The sequence below is a fragment of the Bacillus sp. DE0042 genome, from assembly GCF_007680225.1.
In the GTDB taxonomy this organism is placed as follows: Bacteria; Bacillota; Bacilli; order Bacillales; family Bacillaceae_G; genus Bacillus_A; species Bacillus_A wiedmannii.
Window position 1 is genome coordinate 135,061 of sequence record NZ_VEJP01000003.1, and the last position, 24,901, is coordinate 159,961.

The following is a 24,901-nucleotide window of genomic DNA, read 5'->3' on the forward strand; positions in this document are numbered from 1 at the left end:
GAATCACACCTTTTCACAATAAATCTCAATGTGATGATTCATAAACGCAGGATTACGTGGTTCTCCTTTTACTTCAAATGTATAATCAACGCCTAAATCATCATCTTTGAAAAAGATACGATCATTCGGCTTAATCTTGTAAGAAGCAGGTGCATATATCTTAAAGGTTGTATCGAAATTTTGTTTATCACGTTTAAATCTCTCATTATCAGCAGCAGAATTAGTAGTTACACGGCAAATCATATTCTCGTAAATTTCCCCTTCTATTTCTGCATAATTACCAGAGGATTGTTTCTTTCTCTCTTTTCGTTTTACAACTACTTCATGAATATATAAATCATCCATATCACCATCGTCAAAGTACATGCTCATGTGGCCATCACTGGCTTAACTCTTGCTCTAAACGCTTTTAAACCATTAAGTATCTTATTATTTGTAGCAGGTTCGTCTAGCACTTCTGGGCTAATCTGGTACGAATAATCCCCTATACTTTCGGATGTCTTCATACCTTTCCGTTGTAATTTAGCACGACCTACTGCAGAAACAACCAAATCGATAATACATTTCTTCATAAGTACCTGCAGATCATCATAATCTTGTATCCTATATTCGATTTCATACAATTGATTTTCGGATAAACCATAAACAATACGCCCATTTACTGTAATAGAATCGGACATATCTTGTTTTGAACTAACATGTGTTACTTTTGCTATAGATTCAGCAGGAAAAGAAAGCCAAGCTAGTTTGCTTGTTTGGATGATTTCTATCATTGGATTCTCCGGCTTGACCCTTAAATACTTTTTAGTAATAACCGTATAGTAATCTATTAGTTCTTGAATAACTGTATCAGGCATTTTCTGCACATTTACGCGTTCTTTAATGTCCTGTATGGTAATATCCATTATGTTTCTTTCTCCTTCTTATCGACTTCTTTTACAAGTTCAAAATGTCCAGTACTTACAAGGTAATCAGCTTTATCATTTGCAACTGTTTCTTCTTGGCCATTCTTAAACTTTTGTCCATAAGCGGTGTAAGTGCCACCGTATCGCAGCGTAACTACTTTCATAATTAACACCCCTTTCACGAATGTAAACTAATCATTATAAATTCACATAAAAAAAGAAGTATAGAAAAAGATTCTTTTCTATACTTCTTACCCATAAATAATTTAATTATCTTTAAATCATTGACTTAGAATCCATTACTAATAGAATTAAGTATCCTTTAAACCATTTATAACTGTGATGCTATTAAAACAATAGAGTTATGTAGTGAGTGAATCAAAAAAACAACCCAAAAAGCAGATATTGTAACTTCAACTTTTTCATTCTTTTTTTGATATACCCAATAAGCATAGTTATATAATACTCCAATTATTGCTGTAGCGACTATATAAGTAATACCATCTGAATGGCTTAATCCAAATATAATTGATGCTATTAAAATGATAAGATAATCACGATCTTTAATAAGAGGAATACAACTTAATACCCAAAATAAAAACACTTGAAAAATAACTGTTTCGTATAAAGGTGCTGCAAAAACACCTAAAAAAATCTGTAAAACAACGGGTGCTTCTTTTATTGGATGCGTTTTAACTTCTGGCAGGAACAAATCTAATGGGATAACAAATAAAAAAGTTCCTAGTAATATAAGTAATACAAACCAAATTACAGGTAAAGCAAACATAAATTTATTCAATTTTTCCAGCATATATCCTTCTCCTATCGCTCGTTACATTAATAAAATTATATATTAAAATTATATTAACGCAATAAATAATAGGATTAAATTAACACAAATAGGGATACAGCCAACGTAATAACATAAAACCCACGCTAAGGAAAATAAAGCTTAATATAAAAGGGTTTCTAGCGTAACAAAAAGGATTACGATAAATAATGTTACGAATTATTTTTGATACAGTATTTTGTTACAGCTAAATTGGCTAAATAAAGGCTAACGCTTCTTGAAACCATTGTTGTAACAAAAACGCTCATTTTAGTTACAATCCTTAGCGTACAAAAATTAAGGTTTTCACTTCCAAAAAATGTCTTAACGTGGGTTTTATGTCATTTGGTTGGCGGGACCCCAAATAGTACTAAATAGTAAATTCTCTATCTTCTTCCCCATCCCACTAATGTAAAATTTTCAATGAAAGTTTACATTAGTATTATTGGTTTTATTGGTTCTATCTCGTTTTCTATTAAAAACAAGAAAATGATAAAAAAGTTTACATTCAAAAACCTAATAACAAAGGGTTTATTTCCATAAAAAATACGCCTGGATATTATGCTCCAAACGTATCAGGAATATTTGTAAGGATAGCAACTGCATCCATTTCTTGAATAACAGCATCATCATCAAAGTGAATTACATAGAATCGTTTATCTTCCATTACTGCAGATTTACCTTCTGTTGTTTTACGAATGCGAGTTTCATATGTGTTAACAGCAATAAAGTTACGTGGATCTGCAAGAATAATTACATCATCCGTTAAAGAAGGAACCGTAACAATTCCGTATCCCATCGGTCTATTAACTTGATCCCCTGCTCCAAGTAATGCAGCGTCACCAGCACCTGTAGGGCGATTTGTTAAATACTCAATCCATTTTTCTCTACGATTTGGCGACATGATCCAACGTAGATTACTATTCTTATATTTGTTTGGCATAACACCAGATAACGCAAAGATTGAACCTTTACCAAATCCATTTACTTTTGCTTCTTCTCCTGTACCAGCCACTAGTTTAGCGTGGTCAATAATATGCGATTCTTTCGATTTTAAGATTTTCTTTAACCAACCATCGTTAATTGATAAGAATGGATCCGATGATTCAATATCACCATTCCAGTGTAAATCCTCTAAATCAACCCCCGTTTGAGATGACATAAGAGTCATTACTGTATCTTCAAAACCTTCACCTTCAATATTTTCACGAAGAGTTTCTTCTGTAATTTCCCAAGGTAGGCGGAGTGCTTTTGTATTGTATGGAATAGTTGATGTAGTAACACCTACACGGTAATCCTCATCTTTATTCTCTGTTTTCTTACGTAGAATACGGCCGCCAATACCAACTTTATCAAGTACACCTTGTTTTGCTTTACGCATTTCTTTTCGATGTAATTGAGAGAATGGGGTTGCGTCAAATGCCATTCTAAAGAATTCTTTACTTTGCTCTGGGTTTAATAAACCAGAAGAAACTGAACCTGTTGTGATTGTCTTTTCAATTCTAGATACACGTTTTAATAAATCTTGATTGTTGTACGTTGTTCCCATATTAATATTTCCCCCTTATATTACAGGTTAATTCCTGCCCATACAGATTTTTTAATTGGTTGTTGCCCTGGTGTGAATTCTTCGTCTGGATCTAAGCCTTTACGAATAGTTGCAGCATTTTCAATATTCTCAAGACGTTCAGCAAATGGTTCTAATGCTTTCTGGATAACCGCTGCAACCTTCTCTTCTTCTGTTTGCTCTTCTGGTGTAGGATTATCGCCAGGTACTTCCTCACCGTTTACTTGTTTTGCGATTTTTTCTACCTGCTCGGCAAATGGTTGTATAGCTTGTTTTACGATTTCTGCAATTTCATCTGCTTTCATTTCATCTTCCTCCTGTGGTGCAGCAGCTTCTTTTATTTCACTAATTAAAGCTAATGCTTCATCTAATTTTGCATGATTCTTTTGGGATAATACTTTCCCGGCTTTTTTAATACTTTCTAATACAATGCTTTCTGCTTGTACACTATCTTCTGATTTCGCAATGGTATAACCGCCTTTAATAGAAGAAAGGATTTCCTTCATGTCATCAAGAGCAGTCAACATTCGGTCAATATCGGGATTATTCTCCCAAATCTCCCAATAGAACACATCTTCGAACAAATTAAAAACAGCACGTAAATCACGATTTTGTCTTTCGTCTACAAAACGATCTTTTACTTCGCCCTTTTTAATTTCGTGTTTCTCACCTTTGAAGAAACCGACCATTTTGCGAATAATACCTTTCTCTTCATGAGTAAGATCATCTGCTTTCGCGATTTCTACACGTTCGCCAAATCCCCCCATTGAAAATCCAGTAACTTCACCTTTTTTAATTTCTTCCCAGGTGTCTGTATCATCAACACGAACAGTCATAAGCCATGTTCCTACTTTTACTTCTTGTTCACCTACTGCCATATCACTTTTAGCAATCCAGTTTTCAACAACTGTCCCTTTACCAGCAATTTCATCGTGTTGTTTATCGATGTGTTGGTAATTTTCCATAAAGGTATATGCAGCCTTTTCAATTTCCTCTGCAGACATTGTATCTCCGTGTGTATCTTCTACATCTGGTTCATATACCACACCGGTAACAAGCTGCTTCTCTTCCTCTGTTTTAAGGATTGGAACTTGCTTTGATATATTTGGTTGTTTAGCGGTCGCGCTCTTCATAATGGCAAATTGACGACCGTTAGCGCCCTTTGTAACCAATGAAACATAACTAATATTGGCGTTTTTTAGTTCGTAACCCATCGTTTTACCTCCTTCCCTATAAATATTGGGGTTCCACTGTCAAAACGCATAGCAGCCAATTTAAAGCCGTATACGTTTTGACGATGAAACCCCAATCAAATAGGTGTATTTTATTACTCTTCTGAAATCATAGTGCAGCGGCAATGTGGATGAGCTGGCGGGCACATCTTTCCATTACTAAATAGATCATCAATATCTACCGTTTCCCCATGTAAACCACCGCACTCTTTACAAACACGCTCATCGTTTCCTGTAAGCCATGTTTTCTTGTTTCTATTTGCACCCTTATAAGCAATTAAATTACCGTAATTCATGGCATATGTTGTTTCTGTACGTGCAATCATCATTGCTCTATAATTACTTGCTTCTGACATTACATCTGCAATAGAAACACTTAATGCATCGACACCCATTCCCTCACTAAGATTCTTTAACATCGTTTCTCTTAATCTATCTTTAGTAGTTTCATGGATTCCCTTTGCTAATTCAAAGGCATAAGCAGCAACCCATTTTGCAGCAACGTCACCAATTGGATCTAATACCATCCAAGTCAAACCGTTTGATGCAATGGTACTTTGTACAAACTCTGTTACATCATCCTGCAGCGTGTCTGTAACTTCATCGACAAACATTTGTCTTTCTTCATCCCAATCAACATTATCAATAAATTCATCAACTTCTGCTTCTGCAAATACAAGATCAATCTCTTCCTCTGCTTTATTAATACGAATTACGGGAAGCAGGTTTAAGAGCCGTTTTCCCTGCTCGGAAAAAAATCCGCTACCTTCTTTTGCATAGCTTTTTCTATTTCTTCATGCTTTTCCCTAAATGCATTAATAGCAATTATGTTCTCTTGCTCATCATCTGCAGCTTTTGCAATAGGTTCTAATTGAGAAGAAGCTGTTACACCTTCAAAGAATGTATCCCCATCCGCTACAGGTTCATAGCCTACTACTTTACGGGATTCATTACGTGTTAATATACGTTTTTCGTAACCATCAGCTGCATATTGCATATCAGCTTCACGATCATCCGTATCAATCTCATTAAGTTTGAAATGCCAATCTAAGCCGCCTAGTATTTCAGCAAATACACGGAACAATTGATTGTTTAATCGATGCTCTAAGATTTCTTGACCGGGTTCGATAATAGAACGTTTGTACATTTCATTCATTTCTTTAGCAGTTGTTTGTCCTAATGAACCTGTCATAGCCCAACCGATACGATAAGGTGGTACACGATGGGCCACACATATCTCCATTGCGCTATCCTGCTTATACAAACGGAAACTACCTTCTTTTACATCAGGGCTGATTTTTTCCAATCTAGCTTTTGCTCCTGGTGGAACAGGAACTACGGCCAACTTATGATGTTCACCTTTAGTTTCAACAGAAAAGAATGCCTGTAATTCTTCTTCTACTGATTCTTCTACTTCGTCTACTCCCTCAAGAAATAGCAGAGCATCTGGAATAGTCTTACCTGTAAAAAAGTTTATATTGTAATCTCTCACTGCTTGAGAGCCAACTATTGAGCCAATAGAACTAACGTAATTAGGTATCCCATAATAAGAAGAACGAGAACCGAATTTGCGAATAACAATTACTTCTCCGGCTTTTTCTGTTCCGTTTTCTGCAATGTCTTCTGCTCCTAAAGGTTGACCATCAACAAGACGAAACTCATCAGGATAACCGAACTTTTTAAACCATCGTTCTTTGTTACTTACGATTTGAGCAAAGCGAATTTTATCTTTATGAGCACGAACTGTATGAGCTGGAATGTGGTATAGTTCTGACGGTTCACCTTTGTTATTACGAACAACTTCAATAATTCCCCAGCCAACTGTCTCATAATCATCCCATACGGCTCTTATGATTTCTGAGCTTGTCATTTCTGGATTACAATTACGCATGAATTCTTTTAATCTTTTATACTGCTCCTGGCTCGCTGCTTCTTTTACTTCTTCAAAAGGGGCAAAGTCAAAACCAACACCAGCAATATCATCGACTTTTGCGCTAATACAAGCAGAATGAATAGGATTACTTTCCTTTATATCCAGTAGCACTGACATTTCATATGGAGGTTTAATTAATCCTTTATCACTATATGATTGAGCGAATGGATCAACTGCCATTTGCTTGCTGTTGTCTTCCTTATTCTTTGGATCATCTGCAGCTTTATTAATACCAAATACTTTTACATTCTTAATTGTCTTCTTATCGCTCATATCGTTTGTATGTCCTCCTTTCTTCTATTAATAAAGAGCAAAAGAAATAGCCGAACAATTAATGTCCGACTACACTCTTTTAACTTTCCCACCCATAACTACTTTCGGTTTATAGAAGGCTAGAACTATAGCATCTGCTCTATCGGGTGATTGCAATCCGCGTTTCTTCATTTCTTCTTTTCGCTCTAATGCAATCTTACCTCTACTTGTTATTCTGTATTTACGGCTAGAAAATTGAGAAATCATTTTTTCATCATTTGGAATCTCCATTGTAGGTTCTTCCCCCTGTATAAATGCTTTCATATTCTCTTCAAGTAAATCTCTTACAACGGCCCAACCTTCTGCACCTGCATTATCATAATGCTCATCATCAAGCGGCTTCCCGTTATTCACAACCGGATATACTTTGAATGGTAATCGTTCAGATTTAATAACTTCTTTCAATCTGTCCGTAACACCACCACCAACACCACTATCATCGACTTTTATATCAACTCTTTTTAACTGCTTGTACTTTGCCATGTATTCCTTAGCTAATTTCAATACGTGACCAGCAGTTTCCATAGTATCTTGTTTATAGTGGTTTAATAATTTAAAGACTTTATTTCCTATCCTTGGAGCAATTACAGTTTCATCATCACCAAATCGGGCAACGTCAACACCTAAGTCAAGTGTTTCACCAGTCGGTTCTACTTTACAAGATGCTCCTTGTTCTACAATTTCTAGTGGAATAAAAGCGTCTGCTTCTGCTTTAGGAAATTCACCAAGTACACGTACACGCCAAACGTCTGAACCCTCGCCGTATTTCTTTTTCAATACTTCTATATTGTCTTTACTGGTTCGAGGGCTATCTAAGCTAGATACTTTATGTATTTTATATAAATCTCTGTCACGATTATGAGAATCATAAAATACACCACTTGTTCTTGTTGGGTTTCCGCATAAAAACAATTTATTTTCTGCACCAGATAAAGTACCAAGTATGGCTTCCATAATAGGATCTGCTATACCAGAAGCTTCATCACATACAAATAACATATAGTCTTCGTGAAATCCTTGCATGTTCTCCGGCTTCGTTGCCGTTCTAGCAGTAGCAAACCAACGTTCCTCACTGCCAATCATGTATACTCGTGTTTTAGTCCATTTAAGTAGATTTTTAACTGCACTGCCTTCTAACCATTTCGCTATTTCAGCCCAAAGTACAGTAAATAACTGTTCCTTTGTAGGAGCTGTACAAATAACTTTTGGATTCGGCCTACAGCAGAGGAACCAGATAACAACAACTGACTCAAGACCTGTTTTACCCACACCTTGGCCAGAACGTACGGAAACCTTTGGACTTTGTGCCAAATCCATAAGAACTTTTCTCTGCCATTCATCCGGATAAAAACCAAGCATATCCTCGGCAAACGCAACTGGATCATCCCAATAAACATCGATAATCTCCATAAATTCACTAAAAGCCGTATTACTCATTAGCTTCAGCTTCCCTTTGTTTACGTCTGCGTTCTGCTATCTTCATAAGAGACTCTTTCCAGTCCTCTGTATTCTGGTTAGTATCACCATCAACTTTAATAGCAGCGATTTCTTTCTTGAGTTTCTCAATTCGTAGTTTTTGTTCCTCTGTATTAGCTAACCTATCGTATTTTTCAATAAGAGATACTAGCGTTGACATTGCTTTCGATTGAGCATTTAAAAAACTAGCTTGTTTATCCCAAGCGAATTGAATCTCCCACTCTTCTTCGAAACCACTTTCGGTAAGTTTATTTTTCCGCAGCTCTTTGGTCATGTCTTCATTGTCTCTAACGAACATAATACGTTGAGCATGAATGATTTGAGTGTACTGCAGCATAATACTTTCCCATATGATTGCTAAAGGATCATTATTAATTGCTTCTATTAATTCTTCTTTTAAATCAAATATTTCTTGCGGCAAATACTTTCTATACAAACCATGTGTAGCAGCATTACCATTACGTAGTGGAGCAGCACCACCGGAATTACCGACAGCATTTTTATTACCCTTTTTAGCTCCCCCACGATTGTTTACAGCATTCTTATTACCTTTGGGTGCTCCTGGTTTCTTTTTGGAGTACTCCGTATCTTTCTTTGGAGTACTCCGTTCATTTTTATGGAGTACTCCATTTAATTTGTCTATCCATTCATCTTTGGATTTCCATCCGCCAACCGTTTTTTCACTTACAGTTTTTTCGGATGTAGACAACAATTCGGCGATTTTACGATTCGTAATATCACCATTATGTTCTTTAAATATTTCATACGCTTTGTTACGGTCTGGACTTCGTTGTCTGGCCATAATTACATAACACCTGCCCCCTTATCCTATTGCTTGCACTTCCTTCTCTAAACACTCAATGCATATATGAGCATTATCCGTATGTACTTCACGAATATATGTTTTATCAAAATGAGTAATAGTTAATGGCATTTTTAATGTCCACATGCAAGGCTCATTACAAACAGAGCATGTAGGAACGTTTATATTTTCCTCTTCCATTTACACCACCTCACGGTAAACCATAATTAATTATTGTAATTCCTAATATTAAGATGTAAAATAAAATTATCTTATATGCGCTTAAGATAGATCGGAATAAGAAAAGGAATCCTTTTGGGGGTTCCTTTTTTCTATACAAAATAAAAAAGCAGCGGATTCGCTACTTTAAATTTTTCATATTTTTCTCTTCTTCATTTATGTATCTATATAAAGTCGCCCTTGAAACGTTAAACATCTTACAGATATCAACTTTAGGCAACCCTTGTTCAACCATTTTTAGCATACCCTCTATCTGTTCCGGGGTATGAGCACGTTTGCGACCACCTTGTTTTCCTCGTTCTTTTGCAGCAGCTACACCACTAACAACACGCTCATTAATTACCTCGCGCTCCATTTCAGCCATTGCACCAAATATATGAAATAAAAATCTTCCCATCGTTGTAGATGTATCAATACCATCTTTAATAGAAACAAAGTGGATTTCTTTATCATTAAACTCTTGCAATAAATTAACTAGCTGGTGCATGGTTCTTCCTAAACGATCTAACTTGTAAACAACCAACGTATCACCTTTGCGAAGTTTACCAAGTAATAATTGAAGCTCTTTTCTATCCTTTTTAGCTCCACTTTCTTTTTCTGTAACTATTTCTTCACAACCATAACGGTTTAATTCATCCAATTGCATATCTAAATTTTGTTTTTTAGTAGAAACCCTAGCATATCCGAATATCATGCACCATCATCCCTTGTTATTTGATATAAAAAGTGTATCAAATTCCTGTATCAAAATCAATTATTAATTGAGACATAGTTTTGAGACATTTCTTGTACCATTTTTATAGGTTTTAAGGCCCATACATTGAGTGTCTCATAATGTTTTGTTTTTGAGACACTAGTTTTCAGATAAATGCAGTTGCAAACCACTTAACATACCTTTAATTAGTTCAGTTTCTTTTTCATTGGATTGAGTTGGTAATTTATCGATATCCTTCTGATCAGAATAAGCTAATAAAAATGAAGATATATAAGCTAATGCATTTACATATCCTGTAGCATCTTTACTATCATTATTTGCATGAGCAGTATATTGTACATTTGGCAATACCATAACCCCTTACAATATTTGGGTTGTGTTGAGTTTGTTTTGTTTGTAAATAGCCCACCTTTTTAGTTCTTACAGTAGCTGGTATCGAAATTGCTAGATTAGAGATTTCTCTTCAAGTAGCATTAGCTCTAAGAGTACTTGGAATACCGATTTGTGATTAATTAGCATATCAAAAGAAAAAGCACCTGAATGGATGCTCTGATATCAATTATTTATTTGTATTTCAATTACGGTAAATGAAATTTTCTCCTTCATCCAATCACCTAATATTGCTGCATCAATTTGTTTGTACATTATTAAGTAACTGGAAGAAGAGCAAAAGCTCTTCCCTGTTTACACAACAGATTTTGACTTTGGAATTGTAAACAAGAAACAACATCTCATTCAACCATCACCCATAGCCTAACGATCCATTTGAATTATAAAGGAACGTAAAAAATGTTTTCCGCCACTTCTCACAATACAAATATATCACGTTGATTTCAAAACAACCGGCACATTTCCTGCCAAAAAGCGGTCACGACTCTGCCACTTATTTTATTCCCGTTATCTTTACTTACAATAGTCCGATTCCACTTAATTGAATATAGTTACTATTAACCTGTACTTTTTTAACTTCAGCAATGCCTTTAATGTCAGTTGCATAAATGGTAGAGAATGTAAACTCCACTTCTCTACCATAATATGCTGCCATTATAAAAAAATCTTTTGGACCTGAATATTCAATGTCCATTGTCCATTTACAATCCTTGTCACCATGTATCTTAAAATAAACTTGATTACAATTAACTTCCTCTTCTAGCCCTTCTATAAATAGCTTTTTCACACTATAGGTCCTCATCTTCTCAACTCCTTACTATTTTAATTCTAACAAATAGCATCAAACTTTTAACAGCATTTAGTTACCCATATCTTATATTGTGTGTAACTGAATCTATCACTGAATCCCTTGGTATCATTGATTTCATTTAACTTTCTCTTTTGAGTTACACAGTACGAAATTTATGAGTAACTGTATAGGGATACCACCAACATTTTGCAAAACAACCTACGCTATGCGGAAAAATAAAATAAGCTGCCCATGTGGACAGCTTATTTACATAATTATCGTTATCAGAAGTTAATTCTAATTTTTTTGCATTTAGATTTAATCTCTTGGTACATATTGTATTTTATTTTAGGAAATAGTAACTGAGATAAAATATTGTATTTTGGAGGTCACAATATGCGAAAAATAACCTTTGTTCTCTTTTATGTGATGTGTTTTATATTTTGTAGCAATATATCAGCAAAAGCATCCTCACTTGGTCCGTTACCTATATCAAAATCCTCTGAACGTTGGCAATTAAAAATTGGGAAAATGGACAATAATCCACGTTTTTCAAAACCAAAATCAGGTGTAGTTAATATGTATAGTTTAGATGTGAAGAACCTGGGAAAGGATGTTTATAATTTAGATGTAGATATATATAGTAACTATAGTGGTTCTAAGACTTTGCGGGCAAATATCGATGCAGATGTGAGGGAGAATATAGTTCCTAATAATAAGATGCATTTTTCTAACTTTCCTGTATCAGTAAAAGCAAAGAGGATTACAGTTATTATCACATGGCAAGAAGAACTACCTAAGACGTTTAAGGATGGTCAAAAACTACAAGCAAGAAAATATAAAGAAATATTTGTGTTTGATCAAAAATAATTGATAAAAGATTCTCTTCCAAAGTTAGAGAGTCTTTTGTGTGTTTAGGTATGAATACCATATTCATGTAAGGTTTACATAACGTCTCATTATCGGTAGCAAAGAAAAGGGAGGAAACTGTACACTCACCAAGGCACCTTCTTTTTTTGTTTTATGGATCTATGCATCTTTTTATACATTCCTATCCTAACGCGGTTTTAGGGTTCTTGTTTATTACTGGAACTGTATAAAATCTTGCATACTCTTAGCGTGAGTTTTCTTCAAAATGCTACAATACCACTAGATTTAAAAAGAAAAAGCAATGATTAGATTTTAAACCTAGTCATTGCTTTATCCATTGCATCTTGGTTTACACCTATATAACGTAACGTGACCTTCTCTGATGAGTGATTGAATATCTCCATGAGTAATGCTATGTTTTTCGTTTGCATGTACATGTGATACCCGTATGTTTTTCTTAACGTATGTGTTCCTATTTCATCTAACCCGAACTCTGCAGCTGCTCCGCTTAATATCTTATATGCCATGCTACGACCAATTGGACGATTCTTACCTTGTCTGCTTTGCAATAAATACTCATTGTCTTCTCTTTCTATAATAAACCATTTAAGTTCTCTTTTCAGTGCTGCAGTAATTTGTATTCGTTTCTGTTTCCCTGTTTTCTTTTCCCGCATAGATATATGACTGCCTTTAACATCCTCTACTTTCAATTTCAAAATATCTGAGATTCTGAGGCCTGTATTAATACCCATAATGAAGAGAATGTAATTACGTAAGCTCTTTTCCTTAAAATACTCTTTTAACTGCTGTATTTGCTCTGGATCACGTATTGGTTGAACAAAATTCATTATTCATTACCTCCAGTTTCTTCTGCCTCATATACTTCTAATCTAAGAGCAAAAGCTAAATTATAAAACGCTCTAGACTTCCAACGGCGATAAGTACGTTCAGCCATTCCAATTTCGTTATAAATCATATAATCACATATGTCTTCTTCTTCTAAATAACGCTTATTAATGATATCCCTCTGAATCTTTCCCGCACGCCCGTTTCCTAAACGACTTAAAAACTGATCAATGCGGAATGACATATTTTTAAGATATTGTTCACGTTCACTACGCTTTATATTTTCTAAAGCTACATCTTCTAATGGATTTCCCACTGTATTTGTAGGACCATGATATCTCACTTCATAAGAAGGAGTGACTTTCATTTCTTCTCGAACCATTCCGAACTGTTTGTAAATACGCACTTCTTCAAGAAGACCCTCTAATTTCTCCTGTGTTACTGCGCGATCAATTTTAGATAAGAAAGTTAATTGATTCATATATACGCTCCTTGTCTGTTTGGCTAATAACATACAAAAAGCGGACACCAAACTACAGAGCAATATCCCTAGTGCTCTTTGTAGTTCAGTGTCCGCTGGTTCTTCCAGTAGGACTAAATATTTAATTGCTATTATTATATCATTTTCTTATTTATTTTTAACTTTTTAAAGGTGTTTATTTAATAACTTGCAAACCATATTTAAATTCCATAATATTACTTTTTATGGGATATTTTTCTGATTTACTTATTGAATGCTTACAAATAAAATTGATTAGTACTAATTGATTGAATTATTAATGGGGGAACAAAATGAAAGAAAAGGAATTTAAGGATTTTATAAAAGTACTAAAATTATTGCTTATAGTGGGCTGTATTTATGCGTTCATGCTTATATTAGAATGCATTGTGAGTTCAATTTGGAACCTCTTACTATTTCTTGCAATCATTCTCGTAATATTATGGTGCTATTATAGAAAGAAAAAAGAAAAAACATATGCCAAAGGAATCCTTATACTAATAATACTAATTTTATTGGCAATTTGGTCTATTGGCCCCTGTGTTTACCAACGACACATTGCTCAAATGGAAAAAACAGAGTTAGAAGAAAAACAAAGAGAAATTGAAAGTAACCAGTACATAAAAAAAATGGAAGAAGATGCGAATAAAGCTCAAGATAAAGCGAAGGAAGAATCTGCAAAAAGAAAAGTGGAAGAAGACAAATCTAAGAGCAGTGAAAAAGTGAAAGACTCATCTACTCCAAATTACAATTTCAAAGAAGATAGAGATTGTTCCGATTTTAGTAGTTCTACTGAAGCAACAGAATTCATGAAAAAATCAAAAGCAGCTGGATTCGGAGACCATCGTTTGGATAGAAATGGAGACGGCATTGCTTGTAACTAAGTGATAGTAACAGTTCTATTAACACTTTTATTTTCAATGCTTTTAACACTAACTTTGATTGTTGGCTATGCATTAAGTTAAACGTATTTTTTTACGAATAAAACTCAATATTCCATCAATAATATAGACAACCTATTTCTGAACCACATTCCATGATTGGAGCAGTTAGCTTTTGCTAGCTGCTTTTTTATATTAAATCCATAATAAAATTTTGTCCTTATTTCTTTTTCACATCATACATTTCTAATCTAGCCGTTCCATTCAGAGAGTTACCTCCTATCTTAAAGAGCACTGATGCATGGTGCTCTTTTTTAGTTTCCTTATTTCTACAAGATGAAATTTTTATTGCTTTAATCCCCGTATAACATTTCCAGTCCTGCTAACACTATAACTGTAACTTTAAGTTACACATCTTAACTTGTAGGGCCTAATTTTCTTTTGTACAACAAGCAGTTAGCTAATTAAGCTGATTGCTTTGTTGTGTTAAATAGAATTTTTATTTCATTTTCTTTCATGCATAATATTTTGATATTTATTTATACTATAGTTGTAACTTTTGTTACAACATATATCTGTATCCAGCGAACTTCTAAAATTGTACAACCGAGCAGTTAGCTACTTCGGCTAGCTGCTTTGTTGTGTAAAATAGCGTTTTTGTTTAAATATTACTCTGATTCAATTCCCTCATGGTATAATCTGTATAATTCATTTTTCGGGAAAGGATAACAAAATGAGAGAATACTTTGGTTTTATTTCAATGTTTTTAATTTCAATCGTGTTTTTTGCTTCATTATCTGGGCATACAAACAATTACTTAATTTATTTAATACCTATCTCAATCGTTTTAGCTATTCTTGCTCCGAAAGGGGATACAGCGAAAAAAATTACTTTTGCTATGTTAATTATTTTAGGTATTTTAATTGCTTGCGCATTAATTATTGGTGCTATTATTGGCGCTGGAATGGCTGAAACACATTTGAATAATTACAATTCTCCCAAATAACGATTTTGTTTAGTTTTCAATGATTAGATTAATAGCTCCCGCTATCTCTAAATTTATTAATAATTGCTCTGCTACTTTCTTTGTGATCGTATTAGTGGCAAAAGCAATTTGCTTGCCATCCACAGTAATTCTGGCTTTATTTTCGATGTATTCGATTTTCACATCTTTCATATTTCACAACTCCTTTTTTAAAATAAGAATTTTGTCTTAATCTCTTGCGTATATAGAAATGACTTCTTCCAAGTCAATCTCTAGTTCGTAATCACATTCCAATAAGTCGCACTCTAAATTGATTGTTTCTCCGTGATCATACTTCCATAACTTATTCCCACACTGCGGGCATTCTAAATTTGTTATACCGCTCATCTTTCTTCACTTCTATTACTATATACAAATATTAAGTTGCACATTTAATTATCCTAGTGTTATAATGCGAGAGATCGATTGTTATATTCACTAATCAAACTCATGTAATTTTTCTCAGAGTTCGTTAATCACAGCCCCTAGACGCGCACCGTTAGGGGCTGAACTCTTTTCAAATAACTATTTTGTTTAAATTCACCTTAATTCGCATCTGGTTTTCTTAACATTCAAATTAATAACTGTATAATATAGTTAAATTATTTGTATGAGAGGTGATTATTATGAACTGGAAACAAAAATACAATCCAAAGTATCTCTTTTACCGCATGTATAGTTATATTTATAAAGCCCTTGATGATATATCATGGTCCTTAAAATAATTTAGATTGTTATGAGTACACATTTTCTGTGTGCTCTTTTCACATTTCTATAAAATAACGCTTTTATATGAAAATCATACACAGTTCTGACACATCAACCATCATAATTTATTAAAAATTCGTGATAATATTAAATCGTCGAATACGCCAAATTTCGACATTGTACGACAACAATATCTCTCCTATAAAATCCCTGCCCAGCAGGGATTTTCTCTTTTCTTTTTGTTATACTAAATCCCCATCCTGAATAAAATTCAAGTCTGATTAAAGCAACTGTGTTTTTCGTTCTTCCATACGGATTACTTTTCCACTTTGATATACAAATGACTGTTCACCAAATCCACTGTGAGGTGGCTCTATTAGTTGGACCCGACCATTTTTAACAACATATATTCCGTTTATTTTCAAATCTATTTCAGCTGTCATTTCAACAAGATTTTCTTTTCTAATTCCCACCAAGATCACTCCCATATGTTATAATTACTTTGTCGAAGGAAGTTGAGAGTTATCTCAGCTTTTTTTATTTGTCTATAGATATTGCACAACATTTTCTGGTACAAATGATTGTTCCAGTGATAGATTGAGCCGTATTGGAATCGGCTTTTTCTCATCCCTTGCTCGCTTACATATCTCTTCTGCTTCTTCCCAAGCAAATTGTTTATCCTCCGCTCGTTTGTAACGCCAAATTCCAATTGTGTAATCTTCAAATAACTCATAACGTTCATCAGGTGCTGTCGTCGGTTTTAATTCATCAATCGCTTTTGCTTGGCGTGGTATTTGTACAACTACATCTGCATACCGTAGTTTTGAATTCAAACGATGGACCTGAGCTTTATTGAGATCAAATGATACAACTGGTTCTACATCAAAAATTGTTAGTTGTTTGGGCATCATTACGCCTCCTGTTGTCTATCAAACTTTCGTTCTAAGCCCACAAACTTACTAAATTCTTTAATGAATGCTAGTTCAACAACTCCAACTGGACCATTTCTCTGTTTCGCTAAAATAATTTCCGTTATGTTTTTATTTTCTGTCTCGCGGTCATAGTAATCTTCACGGTATAAGAATGCGATTAAATCCGCATCCTGTTCAATTTGACCATTCTCACGTAAATCTGATAACAAAGGTCTCTTATCTTGCCTACTCTCAACAGCACGACTTAACTGCGATAATGCCACTACACATACATTTAATTCTCTTGCCATAAGCTTTAGCTTACGACTAATCTCACCGATTTCTTGCATGCGGTTCCCTCGATGCTTTGGATCGCCCACAATAAGCTGCAAATAATCGATTGCGATTAACACCTTTTTATCAGGGTACTTACGCTTTAATTTCCTAGCCTTTGCGTAAATCTCTTGCATTGTTACATTTGCTTTATCGTAAATTTCTAATGGCAAATCATTAATTAATCCCATCGCTTGACTAATCTTTTCCCAATCCTTTAAATTACATAGCTTCTTAGGATTCTTTAATTTTGTAGCATCTATATTTCCAGTACTTGAAATCATCCTCTTAAGTAGCTGTTCCTCCCCCATCTCGAGCGAGAAGATTCCTGTTGCTGTATGAGCACTTGCTGCATGAAAAGCAACGTTTAATACAAATGCTGTTTTCCCCATTGAAGGTCGGGCCCCAACAATAATTAAATCACCTTCTTGTAACCCTGCAGTCATTCTATTCAAGTCGTCATAACCAGTTGGAATACCGGTTAAATCTCCTACATCAATTTGCATGTTCTTATACAAATCAACAAGCGTTTCTTTCAAGTTAAATTCATCTGAGTAACCCGTTTCTTCAATAGCGCTTAATTCATCAATTGATGTACTAATAGCACTCATATCCCTATCTTGCTGAAGGCGGTTATATAAATTACCAGCAACCTCTTGAGCATGTCTCATTTTCCAAGATTCAATAATCAACCCTTCGTGATATGAGAAATTTTTAGTGGTCGTAACAACTTCTGTTAAGTTTACAAAGAATTCGATTCCGCCAATTTGATGCATAAAGCTTTCATCGAATTTTCCAATGAGAGCAACAAGATCTATTGGAACTTCAGCATCTTCTAATTCTCTCATTGCCTTAAAAATCACTTGGTGCGTTGGTAAAGAAAACTGTTCTACCTTTAGCTGACAATCTTTAATTAAATCGCCTTCTTGGATTAAGCTACCTAAAACACTTTGTTCAGCTTCTACATTACGAATCATATCGTTACTCATTTGGCCAACCACGCATTCTGTTGGTTAAGTACTGCAAGTTCTTCTTCTGTTGGAATGTTCTGCTCCCATGCTTGTTGCTGCTGTATTACGTTTTTAGTAGATTCCGATAATCCTTTTTGTTGATAAGGCGCTTGTGTCTGTTGTTGTGCTTTTGTTAATCGCTGAGTACGAAATGCCTTATCAGCTGCTTCAACGTCCGTTATTGTTTTCAATCCCTTAAGATGCCAATCTCTTAAAATCGTATTTACGTAATTCATGTTTCTTGTATTTTTCTCTAAAGCGATTTCCATAGCTTTTACAACAAGCTCTGCATTTAAATCATCTACCCATGCATGAATACCATCTGCAATAAAAGGTGTAATGAATCCGAAGTTTTGCTCATAAAAAGAAATTGGATTAATCTCAACAACTTCATCCGCGCCTGCGCGTTCTTCTTGTTGTTGTTCTTTTTCTTCTTCTTTTTCTTTTTCTTCTTCCTTGCTAGGGTCTTGGAAGCCCCTTATAAGCCCCTCCAAACGGACTGATAAATACTCCTTAATACGAGGAATTTTAAAATCTTGCTCTTTTTCTAATTGCAAACAAGTTTCATAGAAATCAACTAAAAAATCGTTGTCCTTCACAAATTGAATTTCTTTTAAAACACACTTTTCAATATTTACATTTTTAATCGGGTTGAATTTCAACCAATTGATTAAGAACAACTCTTTTGTTTTTTGGTTGTAATTAATTTTTCCATACTCAGCAAAACGTTCTAATAGCTTCATAACAGTTTCACGGTTATATCCTGTATCAGTTTCAATGATACGAAGTGGAAGCTCATAAATTCCTGATTGAGATGTCTTACTGTTTGTCATCAAATATAAGTAGAAATACTTCTCCTCCGGTGTAAGATCTAAAACAAATGAATCCTGCCAAAATGAAACGTGTACTGGTCTATAAACTGCCATATTATTCATCCTCCCGTTTACATATCGCGAATCCGTCCTCTACACGTAATAAGCGATAATTCTTGTATCCTATTTTGAGATATTGTTTTGCTAAGTAAATTAGGTGGTGCTCTGAGGTCGCTTGTTGAAACACTTTAGGATTCAGCAACACTCTATGTAATGACTTGTCTAAAAGCATGCAATACACCCCGTTGTTATACGAATGCTAATTTGATATAATTAATCCTAAGATCTTTGCAAGACCATTTATCTATCACTCTGCCAAGTGATAGATCTTTTTATTTTCTACGTGTTACTAACGAAGCGTTAACTCCTCTTGCTCTTAAATCTTTAATTACTACACGATAACTCATCGATGCCTCATGCTCTTCTTTTGTATCACGAAGCATTTTAAATTCCCTTATACATCGCTCCAGCTCTTCTTCCCAGTGATTTGATTCTTCGGTTGATTCTGCATTAAACATGTTATAAATACATGCACTCATACAGTTACGAAGTTTATTCGCAAATGAAAAATCCCCAGGAAGAACTAGATCATGAAGACGATTGTTTTTATCGTTCATGAATTACATCTCCTTTCTATTTAAATTAATGCTGTACGCATCGTTACAACCAGAAAGGAACATTGTAGAGGTATGGGAGGAAAAAGCCCTTTCTGGTCATAACGACAAGCACAGTGGCTTGTCCAAATGATTTATATAATGTTATAATTGCTTTACGATATTTTTCAGAGCTACTGTTGTCTAGGCGGTAGCTTTTTTATTTACCCATTTATGCTTCAAAATAAATGATGCTTCTATAATTTTGATTCGAATCCCCAACAATTTCTTCTCTTGCTTTAACTCAACTGTTTTTGAATCCTCATTAAGTAACTCTGCTATTTTAATTTCACCAGTTAGTTTTGCATCATATCGAATTAATTCCTTATATTCTTTTAAACTAGGTTTCTTATAATCTACTGTCATTTTTCTTCCTCCTTTACAGCATCTTCGTTAAAGTCATTAAGCTATCCACCGATTGAATAATAACGTTTTCCGCCATAGCCTTTTGCAACCAACTTCTTTGTATTTGTTCCATAATGCCAAAATGAACTTGCTCAAGAGCTTGTACTACACATTGAGTAGCTTGGATTGTATCGAAGATTTCTTTTGCATGAACTGCGTATTCATGTTTCTGTTTTTCATCATGCTTCCATGCCCTTGTTGTAACTTGTAAGTTCATGATTTCCTTTGCTGCCGCAATCCCCTCTTCGGCCTGTTTAATGTAGTTCATCAATTGTAGATTTACATCTTGAGTTAAGCGTGGATCTGTAGGCGGTAATCCAACACCATAAATATGTTTAATTGCTTGTTGATTCAACTTTGCTCCTGTTGCATGGCACCAATCCATCGCAAGTTCAAATTCTGGTTTAGAAAGTCCAGATTCAATACGAGTTAATCTTTCATGCGTAATACCAAGGTACTTAGATAACCCTTTCTTCGTTTTCAGCTGAACATTGTCACAACATTCTCTAGCATTCTGTAATAATTCCCCTATTGCTGAATTGCAGTATATGCTTGTTCCCATATCTGTTCGCCTCCATATTTAGTTTTCAAATGGTTACAATGAATTTAGTACATGTGTAACTTGTCTATTATTCATGTAAAAAGAGAGGAACTATTCCTCAATGTTTTCTTTCACTTGTATTTCTTTGATGATGGCCCAACCAGCCTTGTAATATGCTTGACGGATTTTATCAATATCCTTTTGTGATTTTGGCTCAGGAGCCACAACATGGACTTTCGTTTTTCCAAATTCATAAGTCGCCGCATATTCTTCTTGTTGGCTCATGGTGTCACCTCTTGAAGTGCTTTTTATATGTTTATGCGACGGTTCTGTTGGTACTGCCATGTTAGTTGTTGGCATTTTCTCACCCCCAAAGAAACGTTTCGTTTCCTTTTTAATTAAAAAAAAGATAATCAATTGTAGTTTTATAAAAATCAGCTATTCTTTTGGCTAATTCTAATGAAGGTGTCCTATCACCACGCTCGATTGCTCCTAGCATTTGAGGAGTGATTTCTAGCTTCCTTGCTACGACTAACCTTGATTGACCACTTCTAAACTCAATCAATTTATTTCTTTTTTTATCCACTATTTCACCCCCTAAAGAAACATTTTGTTTCCTTATACTCCATAATATAAAGAAACAAATCGTTTCTGTCAATATTTATTAGAAACTTTTTGTTTCTTTTATGGATTTAGAAACTAAACGTTTCTATAATTAAGAAAAAAGCACCTATTCTTATTTAGTAAAGAAAGAAGGAAGAATTTATGCTTGGAAAAAAGATTTCGGAACTTAGGAAAAAGCAAAAATTAAGTCAATATGAACTTGCTGATCGTTTGGGCTTTTCAAGAGGAAAATTAGCTAATTATGAGCAAGGTCAGCGTGAACCTGACTATGATACTTTAAAGAAAATCGCAGACTTTTTTGAAGTATCAACAGATTATTTGCTAGATAGAACACAAACAAAAGAAATGGTATCTAATAATCCATCTGATTTATCAATTAAAGAAGAACGCGATATTGCACGTGACTTAGAAAAGACTTTAGAGGATTTAGAAAACAGTGAGGATGCCCTTATGTTCGATGGTGAACCTATCGATGAACATACAAAGGAAATGATTCGTATCTCTCTTGAAAATTCTATGCGCATGGCAAAACAACTTGCCAAGCAAAAATTCACTCCAGACAAGTATAAGAAATAATGAATGGAGCGAGAAATGGACATTAAAGAATACGCACACAAAATTGTAGAAAAGCACACAACAACAAATCCATTTGAAATTGCAAAACGAAAAAATATTATAGTGTTGTTTGAAGACCTTGGGAATACTCTTGGTTTTTACAACACATATAAACGCATTAAATTCATACATATCAATAATAGAATAGATGAAATTACTCAACGCTTTGTTTGTGCTCATGAACTAGGGCACGCTTTATTACATCCTAAAGCAAATACTCCATTTTTAAGAAATAAAACTCTGTTTTCTGTAGATCGACTAGAAATTGAAGCAAATACTTTTGCAGTAGAGTTATTACTTACTGATGAAATGATTTCTGCTTATGAAGATACTCATTTATCTCTTCAAGAAGTTGCGGAGATTTATGGGGTTCCTGGTGGATTTGCTTGTCTAAAAACATATTAGTTTGTAAACAAGAATTTATTATCATAAAGGAGAACCACTAAATATGAAGGACATACAAACTCTACTTAACGAATTGCCTATTCCGTATATTACAATAATAATTTCCACTTCCTTAATTATACTTAAAGGGATTAATCTACTATTCACCTCAAATGTAGAGAAGATATATTTTTCTATGGAAAAAAATATCCTTATACGTTTCTCTCATATAACAATCATATCAATTTTACTAGTTTTTCCATTATCACCGATTCTTAGACCTCTTTTTATTTTACCTGAGACAATTAATTTGGAAGTTTTAGCTGGATTTCTTATCGCCTGTTTTCCTTTCTCATTTTTTATTACTTACATAATCTATCATTTCCTCCTTCCAGACTATCTCGGAAATTATGCTTATTTTATTAAACATGAAACACATGGGAAATTATATATTATCAAAAGCATAAATCGAAAAGAAATACTATTATACAGTCACCCCCGACTCACTGAAGGTGAAAATACGCCCGAACTTAATTTTTCTATAATTCTACTAAAGGAAGATGTAAAAAAAAGGGTCATATATCGTGAGAATTATAACGCGATTTTCAAAACGTTAAGCATACTTTGGAACACCATGGTTTCTTTAAAACAAAGATAATCCAATTTCAGTTAGAATTTCTATGTAACCTGAAGGGTGGTGATGTTATAAAACAAGTACGAGATTATTAAACTATACATAGGAAAATCGTACAAAATATTCTTTTAACGGCTCAATAACAAACTTAATAATGAGGGGAGTAACTTTAAATGCTATATGTTCCTATTTTGAAATGTAAGCAAGGAGAAAAAGATGCACTGTTCATGTTAGAAAACGAGGTTAAAGATAACATTGTACCACTTCTTGAATTAACACCTGATGTAATTGGAAGAGGAAATTTTTCAGGAATTAGTGATTTTTGGAAAGATCGTCCTTTTATGTTTGATGTCTCATTTGAGCATGACGATTTGTTAGATGATGATTATTTTAAATTGCTTGCAAAATGCGATAATCATCAGGTGATACCAGTTATCAAACTCTCGGACAGTAATGAAAAAATCAGTAAAATTTTCTCAACATGTAAAAATGGAATCGCATTACGTCTATACATTGAGGAAATATTAGATGATGATTTTGAAAGTAACTACCAAGACCTTTTAGAGAAGGTGGAACTTTCACGAACTTCATTAATTATTGATGTTCAACATGTGGAATCTTCAAAAATCAACGAAGTATCTTTCTTAATTAATGGGGCAATTAACTTAATTAGTAATATCAGTGAATTCCAACATGTTATATTTGCAAGTAATTCGTTTCCCGATTCATTGCAGAAAGTTGACAGATACGAAATCACAATACTTAACAGATTAGAAAATAAACTTTTCCAAAAAATTAAACCCCATTTCAATAATAACGGGGTTAATGTAATTTATTCTGATTATGCAGTTAATCATTGGACCTACTTTGAATACAAACCAGGAATCCAGCCATCTTTTAATATTAGGTATACAACCGAAGATTATTATGTAATTTATAAAGGGGATACTAATAAAAAAGGTGGATTAAAGATTGAGAAGATACAAGATGCTTGTCAGCAACTTATCTCTTCTCAATACTATATGGGAAGAGATTACTCTTGGGGAGATAATGAAATATACGAAAAGGCTCACAGTATATCCAACAAACCTGGTAATTTTACTACTTGGAGAGCAATTGCTACGAATCATCATATAACATTCATAGCAGATCTTCTCTCCAACCAGTCCTAGTTTTTAAAGTTTCTCTGGTATAATCCTTTAAAACCTTAAAGGGAATGAAATTCATTGTTAACTCTTTTAGACCTGCCTTGTCTTTATTAGAATATCCACGTACTTTATTATCTTTCAAAAAAGATTTAATTTCTGGATTCCAAAGTAGGTCTAAAAGGGTATCTCCCATTACATTTTTATTAATTCTACTTGTTCTAATTCTTTTAATTGAAATATTTCCAAATCTATTGATGTAAGCTACTTCAATTCCCCAGTGGTCTGGTACATATTCCTGAATTCTGTCAGCAAACTTTTCTCCCACAATTATTGTACATTTGTCAAACGTCTTATCGTAACAATCTACTTGGTTAGGTAAACGCTCTAGTGTATCATGGTCACTTTTAATTTCATATCCAGCCAGGGTTCCATTTGCAACAACTACATCAGCTCGCGCTACACCATCACAAATACTAAGTTCTTCTATAATACGGTATTCTTTATTAGAATTATCTTTGTGAAGTCTTTCTATTAACTTTGTTCTAATATCAAAATCCGTAAGCATATTAAATCACTCCATTACTAGTGTTCCTTTTCAATTCTAACATATGTTCATTCAGTAAGACATTATACGATTATATAATTAATCTTAATCAAAAAAAACATTTTCCCTGCATTATTTCACATAAAAAACAATAATAAGTTTTCTTGAGGGACACATAAAAGAAAACTTATTATTATTATTATGAAAC

Annotated in this window: 33 protein-coding genes and 2 pseudogenes; 6 read left to right on the plus strand and 29 right to left on the minus strand. The window is 34.1% G+C overall.

Annotated elements, in window-relative coordinates; translation table 11 throughout:
* Positions 1–3: 3 nt before the first annotated feature.
* The 13 genes from FS802_RS14655 to FS802_RS14715 form a co-directional block, all read right to left on the minus strand.
* Positions 4–372 carry a hypothetical protein gene (locus FS802_RS14655; RefSeq protein WP_098251989.1) on the minus strand — a complete coding sequence of 123 codons (369 nt, stop codon included), beginning with the start codon at positions 370–372 and terminating at the stop codon, positions 4–6.
* Positions 369–905 carry a hypothetical protein gene (locus FS802_RS14660; protein WP_098707629.1) on the minus strand — a complete coding sequence of 179 codons (537 nt, stop codon included), beginning with the start codon at positions 903–905 and terminating at the stop codon, positions 369–371. Before FS802_RS14660 ends, FS802_RS14655 begins: the two co-directional genes overlap by 4 nt.
* Complete coding sequence (locus FS802_RS14665) at positions 905–1,069, minus strand: YqbF domain-containing protein (protein ID WP_000869887.1); 165 nt, start codon at positions 1,067–1,069, stop codon at positions 905–907. Before FS802_RS14665 ends, FS802_RS14660 begins: the two co-directional genes overlap by 1 nt.
* Positions 1,070–1,236: 167 nt before the next feature.
* Positions 1,237–1,716, minus strand: a complete 480-nt coding sequence (locus FS802_RS14670) for a CPBP family glutamic-type intramembrane protease (protein ID WP_098707630.1) — start codon at positions 1,714–1,716, stop codon at positions 1,237–1,239.
* 577 nt (positions 1,717–2,293) lie between these two features.
* Entirely contained in the window at positions 2,294–3,283 is a 990-nt protein-coding gene (locus FS802_RS14675) for a major capsid protein (protein ID WP_098707631.1), read from the minus strand.
* Positions 3,284–3,303: 20 nt separating this feature from the next.
* Positions 3,304–4,515 (minus strand): XkdF-like putative serine protease domain-containing protein, encoded by a 1,212-nt coding sequence (locus FS802_RS14680; protein ID WP_098707632.1) that lies wholly within the window; start codon positions 4,513–4,515, stop codon positions 3,304–3,306.
* A gap of 113 nt (positions 4,516–4,628) precedes the next feature.
* Positions 4,629–5,147, minus strand: coding sequence for a phage head morphogenesis protein (locus FS802_RS14685; protein ID WP_078186933.1), 519 nt, complete (start codon positions 5,145–5,147; stop codon positions 4,629–4,631).
* 113 nt (positions 5,148–5,260) lie between these two features.
* Positions 5,261–6,739 (minus strand): phage portal protein, encoded by a 1,479-nt coding sequence (locus tag FS802_RS14690; RefSeq protein ID WP_098707633.1) that lies wholly within the window; start codon positions 6,737–6,739, stop codon positions 5,261–5,263.
* Positions 6,740–6,808: 69 nt separating this feature from the next.
* Positions 6,809–8,215, minus strand: a complete 1,407-nt coding sequence (locus tag FS802_RS14695; RefSeq protein WP_144525142.1) for a DEAD/DEAH box helicase family protein — start codon at positions 8,213–8,215, stop codon at positions 6,809–6,811.
* Positions 8,208–9,056 carry a phage terminase small subunit gene (gene terS / locus FS802_RS14700; RefSeq protein WP_098878870.1) on the minus strand — a complete coding sequence of 283 codons (849 nt, stop codon included), beginning with the start codon at positions 9,054–9,056 and terminating at the stop codon, positions 8,208–8,210. Before terS ends, FS802_RS14695 begins: the two co-directional genes overlap by 8 nt.
* A 21-nt stretch (positions 9,057–9,077) precedes the next feature.
* Positions 9,078–9,257: a hypothetical protein gene (locus FS802_RS14705; protein ID WP_098521356.1), complete on the minus strand. Its 180-nt coding sequence runs from the start codon at positions 9,255–9,257 to the stop codon at positions 9,078–9,080.
* Positions 9,258–9,417: 160 nt separating this feature from the next.
* Entirely contained in the window at positions 9,418–9,990 is a 573-nt protein-coding gene (locus tag FS802_RS14710; protein WP_098707472.1) for a recombinase family protein, read from the minus strand.
* A gap of 159 nt (positions 9,991–10,149) precedes the next feature.
* Complete coding sequence (locus FS802_RS14715; protein WP_144525143.1) at positions 10,150–10,365, minus strand: hypothetical protein; 216 nt, start codon at positions 10,363–10,365, stop codon at positions 10,150–10,152.
* Positions 10,366–10,421: 56 nt separating this feature from the next.
* Between FS802_RS14715 and FS802_RS14720 the strand changes: the two are divergent.
* A pseudogene (locus tag FS802_RS14720) lies at positions 10,422–10,523 on the plus strand (DUF3956 family protein); the annotation flags it as partial.
* A gap of 395 nt (positions 10,524–10,918) precedes the next feature.
* On the opposite strand, the gene FS802_RS14725 reads toward FS802_RS14720, so the two are convergent.
* A complete protein-coding gene (locus FS802_RS14725) occupies positions 10,919–11,203 on the minus strand; it encodes a hypothetical protein (protein WP_098673247.1) in 285 nt (94 codons plus the stop codon).
* 384 nt (positions 11,204–11,587) lie between these two features.
* On the opposite strand from FS802_RS14725, the gene FS802_RS14730 reads away from it, so the two are divergent.
* Positions 11,588–12,061 carry a hypothetical protein gene (locus tag FS802_RS14730; protein WP_098878871.1) on the plus strand — a complete coding sequence of 158 codons (474 nt, stop codon included), beginning with the start codon at positions 11,588–11,590 and terminating at the stop codon, positions 12,059–12,061.
* Positions 12,062–12,366: 305 nt separating this feature from the next.
* Here FS802_RS14730 and FS802_RS14735 read toward each other — a convergent pair whose 3' ends face one another.
* Together FS802_RS14735 and FS802_RS14740 are read right to left on the minus strand one after the other, a co-directional pair.
* Positions 12,367–12,909: a site-specific integrase gene (locus FS802_RS14735; protein WP_098650345.1), complete on the minus strand. Its 543-nt coding sequence runs from the start codon at positions 12,907–12,909 to the stop codon at positions 12,367–12,369.
* On the minus strand, positions 12,909–13,388 hold the full coding sequence (locus FS802_RS14740) for an ArpU family phage packaging/lysis transcriptional regulator (RefSeq protein ID WP_098650346.1): 480 nt from the start codon (positions 13,386–13,388) through the stop codon (positions 12,909–12,911). Before FS802_RS14740 ends, FS802_RS14735 begins: the two co-directional genes overlap by 1 nt.
* A gap of 311 nt (positions 13,389–13,699) precedes the next feature.
* Here FS802_RS14740 and FS802_RS31550 point away from each other — a divergent pair, with 311 nt between their 5' ends.
* A complete protein-coding gene (locus FS802_RS31550) occupies positions 13,700–14,290 on the plus strand; it encodes an excalibur calcium-binding domain-containing protein (RefSeq protein WP_255291321.1) in 591 nt (196 codons plus the stop codon).
* Between the two features lie 705 nt (positions 14,291–14,995).
* Here the strand turns inward: FS802_RS31550 and FS802_RS32060 are convergent.
* From FS802_RS32060 to FS802_RS14795, 12 genes and pseudogenes are all read right to left on the minus strand, one after another.
* Positions 14,996–15,226, minus strand: a pseudogene (locus FS802_RS32060) (hypothetical protein).
* A gap of 76 nt (positions 15,227–15,302) precedes the next feature.
* A complete protein-coding gene (locus FS802_RS31085) occupies positions 15,303–15,464 on the minus strand; it encodes a hypothetical protein (RefSeq protein ID WP_176127034.1) in 162 nt (53 codons plus the stop codon).
* A gap of 36 nt (positions 15,465–15,500) precedes the next feature.
* Positions 15,501–15,659, minus strand: coding sequence for a hypothetical protein (locus tag FS802_RS31090; RefSeq protein WP_002084049.1), 159 nt, complete (start codon positions 15,657–15,659; stop codon positions 15,501–15,503).
* A 641-nt stretch (positions 15,660–16,300) separates the two neighbouring features.
* Complete coding sequence (locus FS802_RS14755) at positions 16,301–16,492, minus strand: DUF3954 domain-containing protein (protein WP_098707475.1); 192 nt, start codon at positions 16,490–16,492, stop codon at positions 16,301–16,303.
* A gap of 72 nt (positions 16,493–16,564) precedes the next feature.
* Complete coding sequence (locus FS802_RS14760) at positions 16,565–16,927, minus strand: cell division protein SepF (protein WP_144525145.1); 363 nt, start codon at positions 16,925–16,927, stop codon at positions 16,565–16,567.
* 2 nt (positions 16,928–16,929) lie between these two features.
* Positions 16,930–18,252 carry a replicative DNA helicase gene (dnaB, locus tag FS802_RS14765; protein WP_144525147.1) on the minus strand — a complete coding sequence of 441 codons (1,323 nt, stop codon included), beginning with the start codon at positions 18,250–18,252 and terminating at the stop codon, positions 16,930–16,932.
* Positions 18,249–19,199: a DnaD domain-containing protein gene (locus FS802_RS14770; protein ID WP_098707478.1), complete on the minus strand. Its 951-nt coding sequence runs from the start codon at positions 19,197–19,199 to the stop codon at positions 18,249–18,251. Before FS802_RS14770 ends, dnaB begins: the two co-directional genes overlap by 4 nt.
* A 278-nt stretch (positions 19,200–19,477) precedes the next feature.
* On the minus strand, positions 19,478–19,762 hold the full coding sequence (locus FS802_RS14775; protein ID WP_098878872.1) for a hypothetical protein: 285 nt from the start codon (positions 19,760–19,762) through the stop codon (positions 19,478–19,480).
* Between the two features lie 180 nt (positions 19,763–19,942).
* A complete protein-coding gene (locus FS802_RS14780) occupies positions 19,943–20,164 on the minus strand; it encodes a hypothetical protein (protein WP_033693368.1) in 222 nt (73 codons plus the stop codon).
* Between the two features lie 13 nt (positions 20,165–20,177).
* Positions 20,178–20,765 carry a sporulation sigma factor-processing peptidase gene (locus tag FS802_RS14785; protein ID WP_098878873.1) on the minus strand — a complete coding sequence of 196 codons (588 nt, stop codon included), beginning with the start codon at positions 20,763–20,765 and terminating at the stop codon, positions 20,178–20,180.
* A gap of 90 nt (positions 20,766–20,855) precedes the next feature.
* Positions 20,856–21,104: a hypothetical protein gene (locus tag FS802_RS14790; protein ID WP_144525149.1), complete on the minus strand. Its 249-nt coding sequence runs from the start codon at positions 21,102–21,104 to the stop codon at positions 20,856–20,858.
* A gap of 34 nt (positions 21,105–21,138) precedes the next feature.
* On the minus strand, positions 21,139–21,330 hold the full coding sequence (locus FS802_RS14795; RefSeq protein ID WP_144525151.1) for a helix-turn-helix transcriptional regulator: 192 nt from the start codon (positions 21,328–21,330) through the stop codon (positions 21,139–21,141).
* 179 nt (positions 21,331–21,509) lie between these two features.
* Between FS802_RS14795 and FS802_RS14800 the strand changes: the two genes are divergently transcribed.
* The 3 genes from FS802_RS14800 (at position 21,510) to FS802_RS14810 (ending at position 24,173) form a co-directional block, all read left to right on the plus strand.
* A complete protein-coding gene (locus tag FS802_RS14800; protein WP_098117520.1) occupies positions 21,510–21,944 on the plus strand; it encodes a helix-turn-helix domain-containing protein in 435 nt (144 codons plus the stop codon).
* A gap of 15 nt (positions 21,945–21,959) precedes the next feature.
* On the plus strand, positions 21,960–22,388 hold the full coding sequence (locus tag FS802_RS14805; protein ID WP_144525153.1) for an ImmA/IrrE family metallo-endopeptidase: 429 nt from the start codon (positions 21,960–21,962) through the stop codon (positions 22,386–22,388).
* Positions 22,389–23,174: 786 nt separating this feature from the next.
* Entirely contained in the window at positions 23,175–24,173 is a 999-nt protein-coding gene (locus FS802_RS14810; protein WP_000967623.1) for a beta family protein, read from the plus strand.
* On the opposite strand, the gene FS802_RS14815 is transcribed toward FS802_RS14810, so the two are convergent.
* Positions 24,142–24,714 (minus strand): sce7726 family protein, encoded by a 573-nt coding sequence (locus FS802_RS14815; protein ID WP_000954482.1) that lies wholly within the window; start codon positions 24,712–24,714, stop codon positions 24,142–24,144. The two genes, FS802_RS14810 and FS802_RS14815, sit on opposite strands and share 32 nt — an antisense overlap.
* Positions 24,715–24,901: the final 187 nt, after the last annotated feature.

What these genes read in the sequence shown, in the direction of transcription:
- FS802_RS31085 (WP_176127034.1), bottom strand. Translation starts at nt 15,464, where the DNA reads ATGAAAGATGTGAAAATCGAATACATCGAAAATAAAGCCAGAATTACT.
- FS802_RS14665 (WP_000869887.1), bottom strand. Translation starts at nt 1,069, where the DNA reads ATGAAAGTAGTTACGCTGCGATACGGTGGCACTTACACCGCTTATGGA.
- FS802_RS14810 (WP_000967623.1), top strand. Translation starts at nt 23,175, where the DNA reads ATGCTATATGTTCCTATTTTGAAATGTAAGCAAGGAGAAAAAGATGCA.
- FS802_RS14655 (WP_098251989.1), bottom strand. Translation starts at nt 372, where the DNA reads ATGAGCATGTACTTTGACGATGGTGATATGGATGATTTATATATTCAT.
- FS802_RS14740 (WP_098650346.1), bottom strand. Translation starts at nt 13,388, where the DNA reads ATGAATCAATTAACTTTCTTATCTAAAATTGATCGCGCAGTAACACAG.
- FS802_RS14775 (WP_098878872.1), bottom strand. Translation starts at nt 19,762, where the DNA reads ATGAACGATAAAAACAATCGTCTTCATGATCTAGTTCTTCCTGGGGAT.
- FS802_RS14680 (WP_098707632.1), bottom strand. Translation starts at nt 4,515, where the DNA reads ATGGGTTACGAACTAAAAAACGCCAATATTAGTTATGTTTCATTGGTT.
- FS802_RS14770 (WP_098707478.1), bottom strand. Translation starts at nt 19,199, where the DNA reads ATGGCAGTTTATAGACCAGTACACGTTTCATTTTGGCAGGATTCATTT.
- FS802_RS31090 (WP_002084049.1), bottom strand. Translation starts at nt 15,659, where the DNA reads ATGAGCGGTATAACAAATTTAGAATGCCCGCAGTGTGGGAATAAGTTA.
- FS802_RS14710 (WP_098707472.1), bottom strand. Translation starts at nt 9,990, where the DNA reads ATGATATTCGGATATGCTAGGGTTTCTACTAAAAAACAAAATTTAGAT.
- FS802_RS14685 (WP_078186933.1), bottom strand. Translation starts at nt 5,147, where the DNA reads ATGTTTGTCGATGAAGTTACAGACACGCTGCAGGATGATGTAACAGAG.
- FS802_RS14715 (WP_144525143.1), bottom strand. Translation starts at nt 10,365, where the DNA reads ATGGTATTGCCAAATGTACAATATACTGCTCATGCAAATAATGATAGT.
- FS802_RS14790 (WP_144525149.1), bottom strand. Translation starts at nt 21,104, where the DNA reads ATGCCAACAACTAACATGGCAGTACCAACAGAACCGTCGCATAAACAT.
- FS802_RS14670 (WP_098707630.1), bottom strand. Translation starts at nt 1,716, where the DNA reads ATGCTGGAAAAATTGAATAAATTTATGTTTGCTTTACCTGTAATTTGG.
- FS802_RS14760 (WP_144525145.1), bottom strand. Translation starts at nt 16,927, where the DNA reads ATGCCCAAACAACTAACAATTTTTGATGTAGAACCAGTTGTATCATTT.
- FS802_RS14695 (WP_144525142.1), bottom strand. Translation starts at nt 8,215, where the DNA reads ATGAGTAATACGGCTTTTAGTGAATTTATGGAGATTATCGATGTTTAT.
- FS802_RS14805 (WP_144525153.1), top strand. Translation starts at nt 21,960, where the DNA reads ATGGACATTAAAGAATACGCACACAAAATTGTAGAAAAGCACACAACA.
- FS802_RS14815 (WP_000954482.1), bottom strand. Translation starts at nt 24,714, where the DNA reads ATGCTTACGGATTTTGATATTAGAACAAAGTTAATAGAAAGACTTCAC.
- FS802_RS14660 (WP_098707629.1), bottom strand. Translation starts at nt 905, where the DNA reads ATGGATATTACCATACAGGACATTAAAGAACGCGTAAATGTGCAGAAA.
- FS802_RS14675 (WP_098707631.1), bottom strand. Translation starts at nt 3,283, where the DNA reads ATGGGAACAACGTACAACAATCAAGATTTATTAAAACGTGTATCTAGA.
- FS802_RS14780 (WP_033693368.1), bottom strand. Translation starts at nt 20,164, where the DNA reads ATGACAGTAGATTATAAGAAACCTAGTTTAAAAGAATATAAGGAATTA.
- FS802_RS14730 (WP_098878871.1), top strand. Translation starts at nt 11,588, where the DNA reads ATGCGAAAAATAACCTTTGTTCTCTTTTATGTGATGTGTTTTATATTT.
- FS802_RS14725 (WP_098673247.1), bottom strand. Translation starts at nt 11,203, where the DNA reads ATGAGGACCTATAGTGTGAAAAAGCTATTTATAGAAGGGCTAGAAGAG.
- FS802_RS14705 (WP_098521356.1), bottom strand. Translation starts at nt 9,257, where the DNA reads ATGGAAGAGGAAAATATAAACGTTCCTACATGCTCTGTTTGTAATGAG.
- FS802_RS14800 (WP_098117520.1), top strand. Translation starts at nt 21,510, where the DNA reads ATGCTTGGAAAAAAGATTTCGGAACTTAGGAAAAAGCAAAAATTAAGT.
- dnaB (WP_144525147.1), bottom strand. Translation starts at nt 18,252, where the DNA reads ATGAGTAACGATATGATTCGTAATGTAGAAGCTGAACAAAGTGTTTTA.
- FS802_RS31550 (WP_255291321.1), top strand. Translation starts at nt 13,700, where the DNA reads ATGAAAGAAAAGGAATTTAAGGATTTTATAAAAGTACTAAAATTATTG.
- terS (WP_098878870.1), bottom strand. Translation starts at nt 9,056, where the DNA reads ATGGCCAGACAACGAAGTCCAGACCGTAACAAAGCGTATGAAATATTT.
- FS802_RS14690 (WP_098707633.1), bottom strand. Translation starts at nt 6,739, where the DNA reads ATGAGCGATAAGAAGACAATTAAGAATGTAAAAGTATTTGGTATTAAT.
- FS802_RS14785 (WP_098878873.1), bottom strand. Translation starts at nt 20,765, where the DNA reads ATGGGAACAAGCATATACTGCAATTCAGCAATAGGGGAATTATTACAG.
- FS802_RS14735 (WP_098650345.1), bottom strand. Translation starts at nt 12,909, where the DNA reads ATGAATTTTGTTCAACCAATACGTGATCCAGAGCAAATACAGCAGTTA.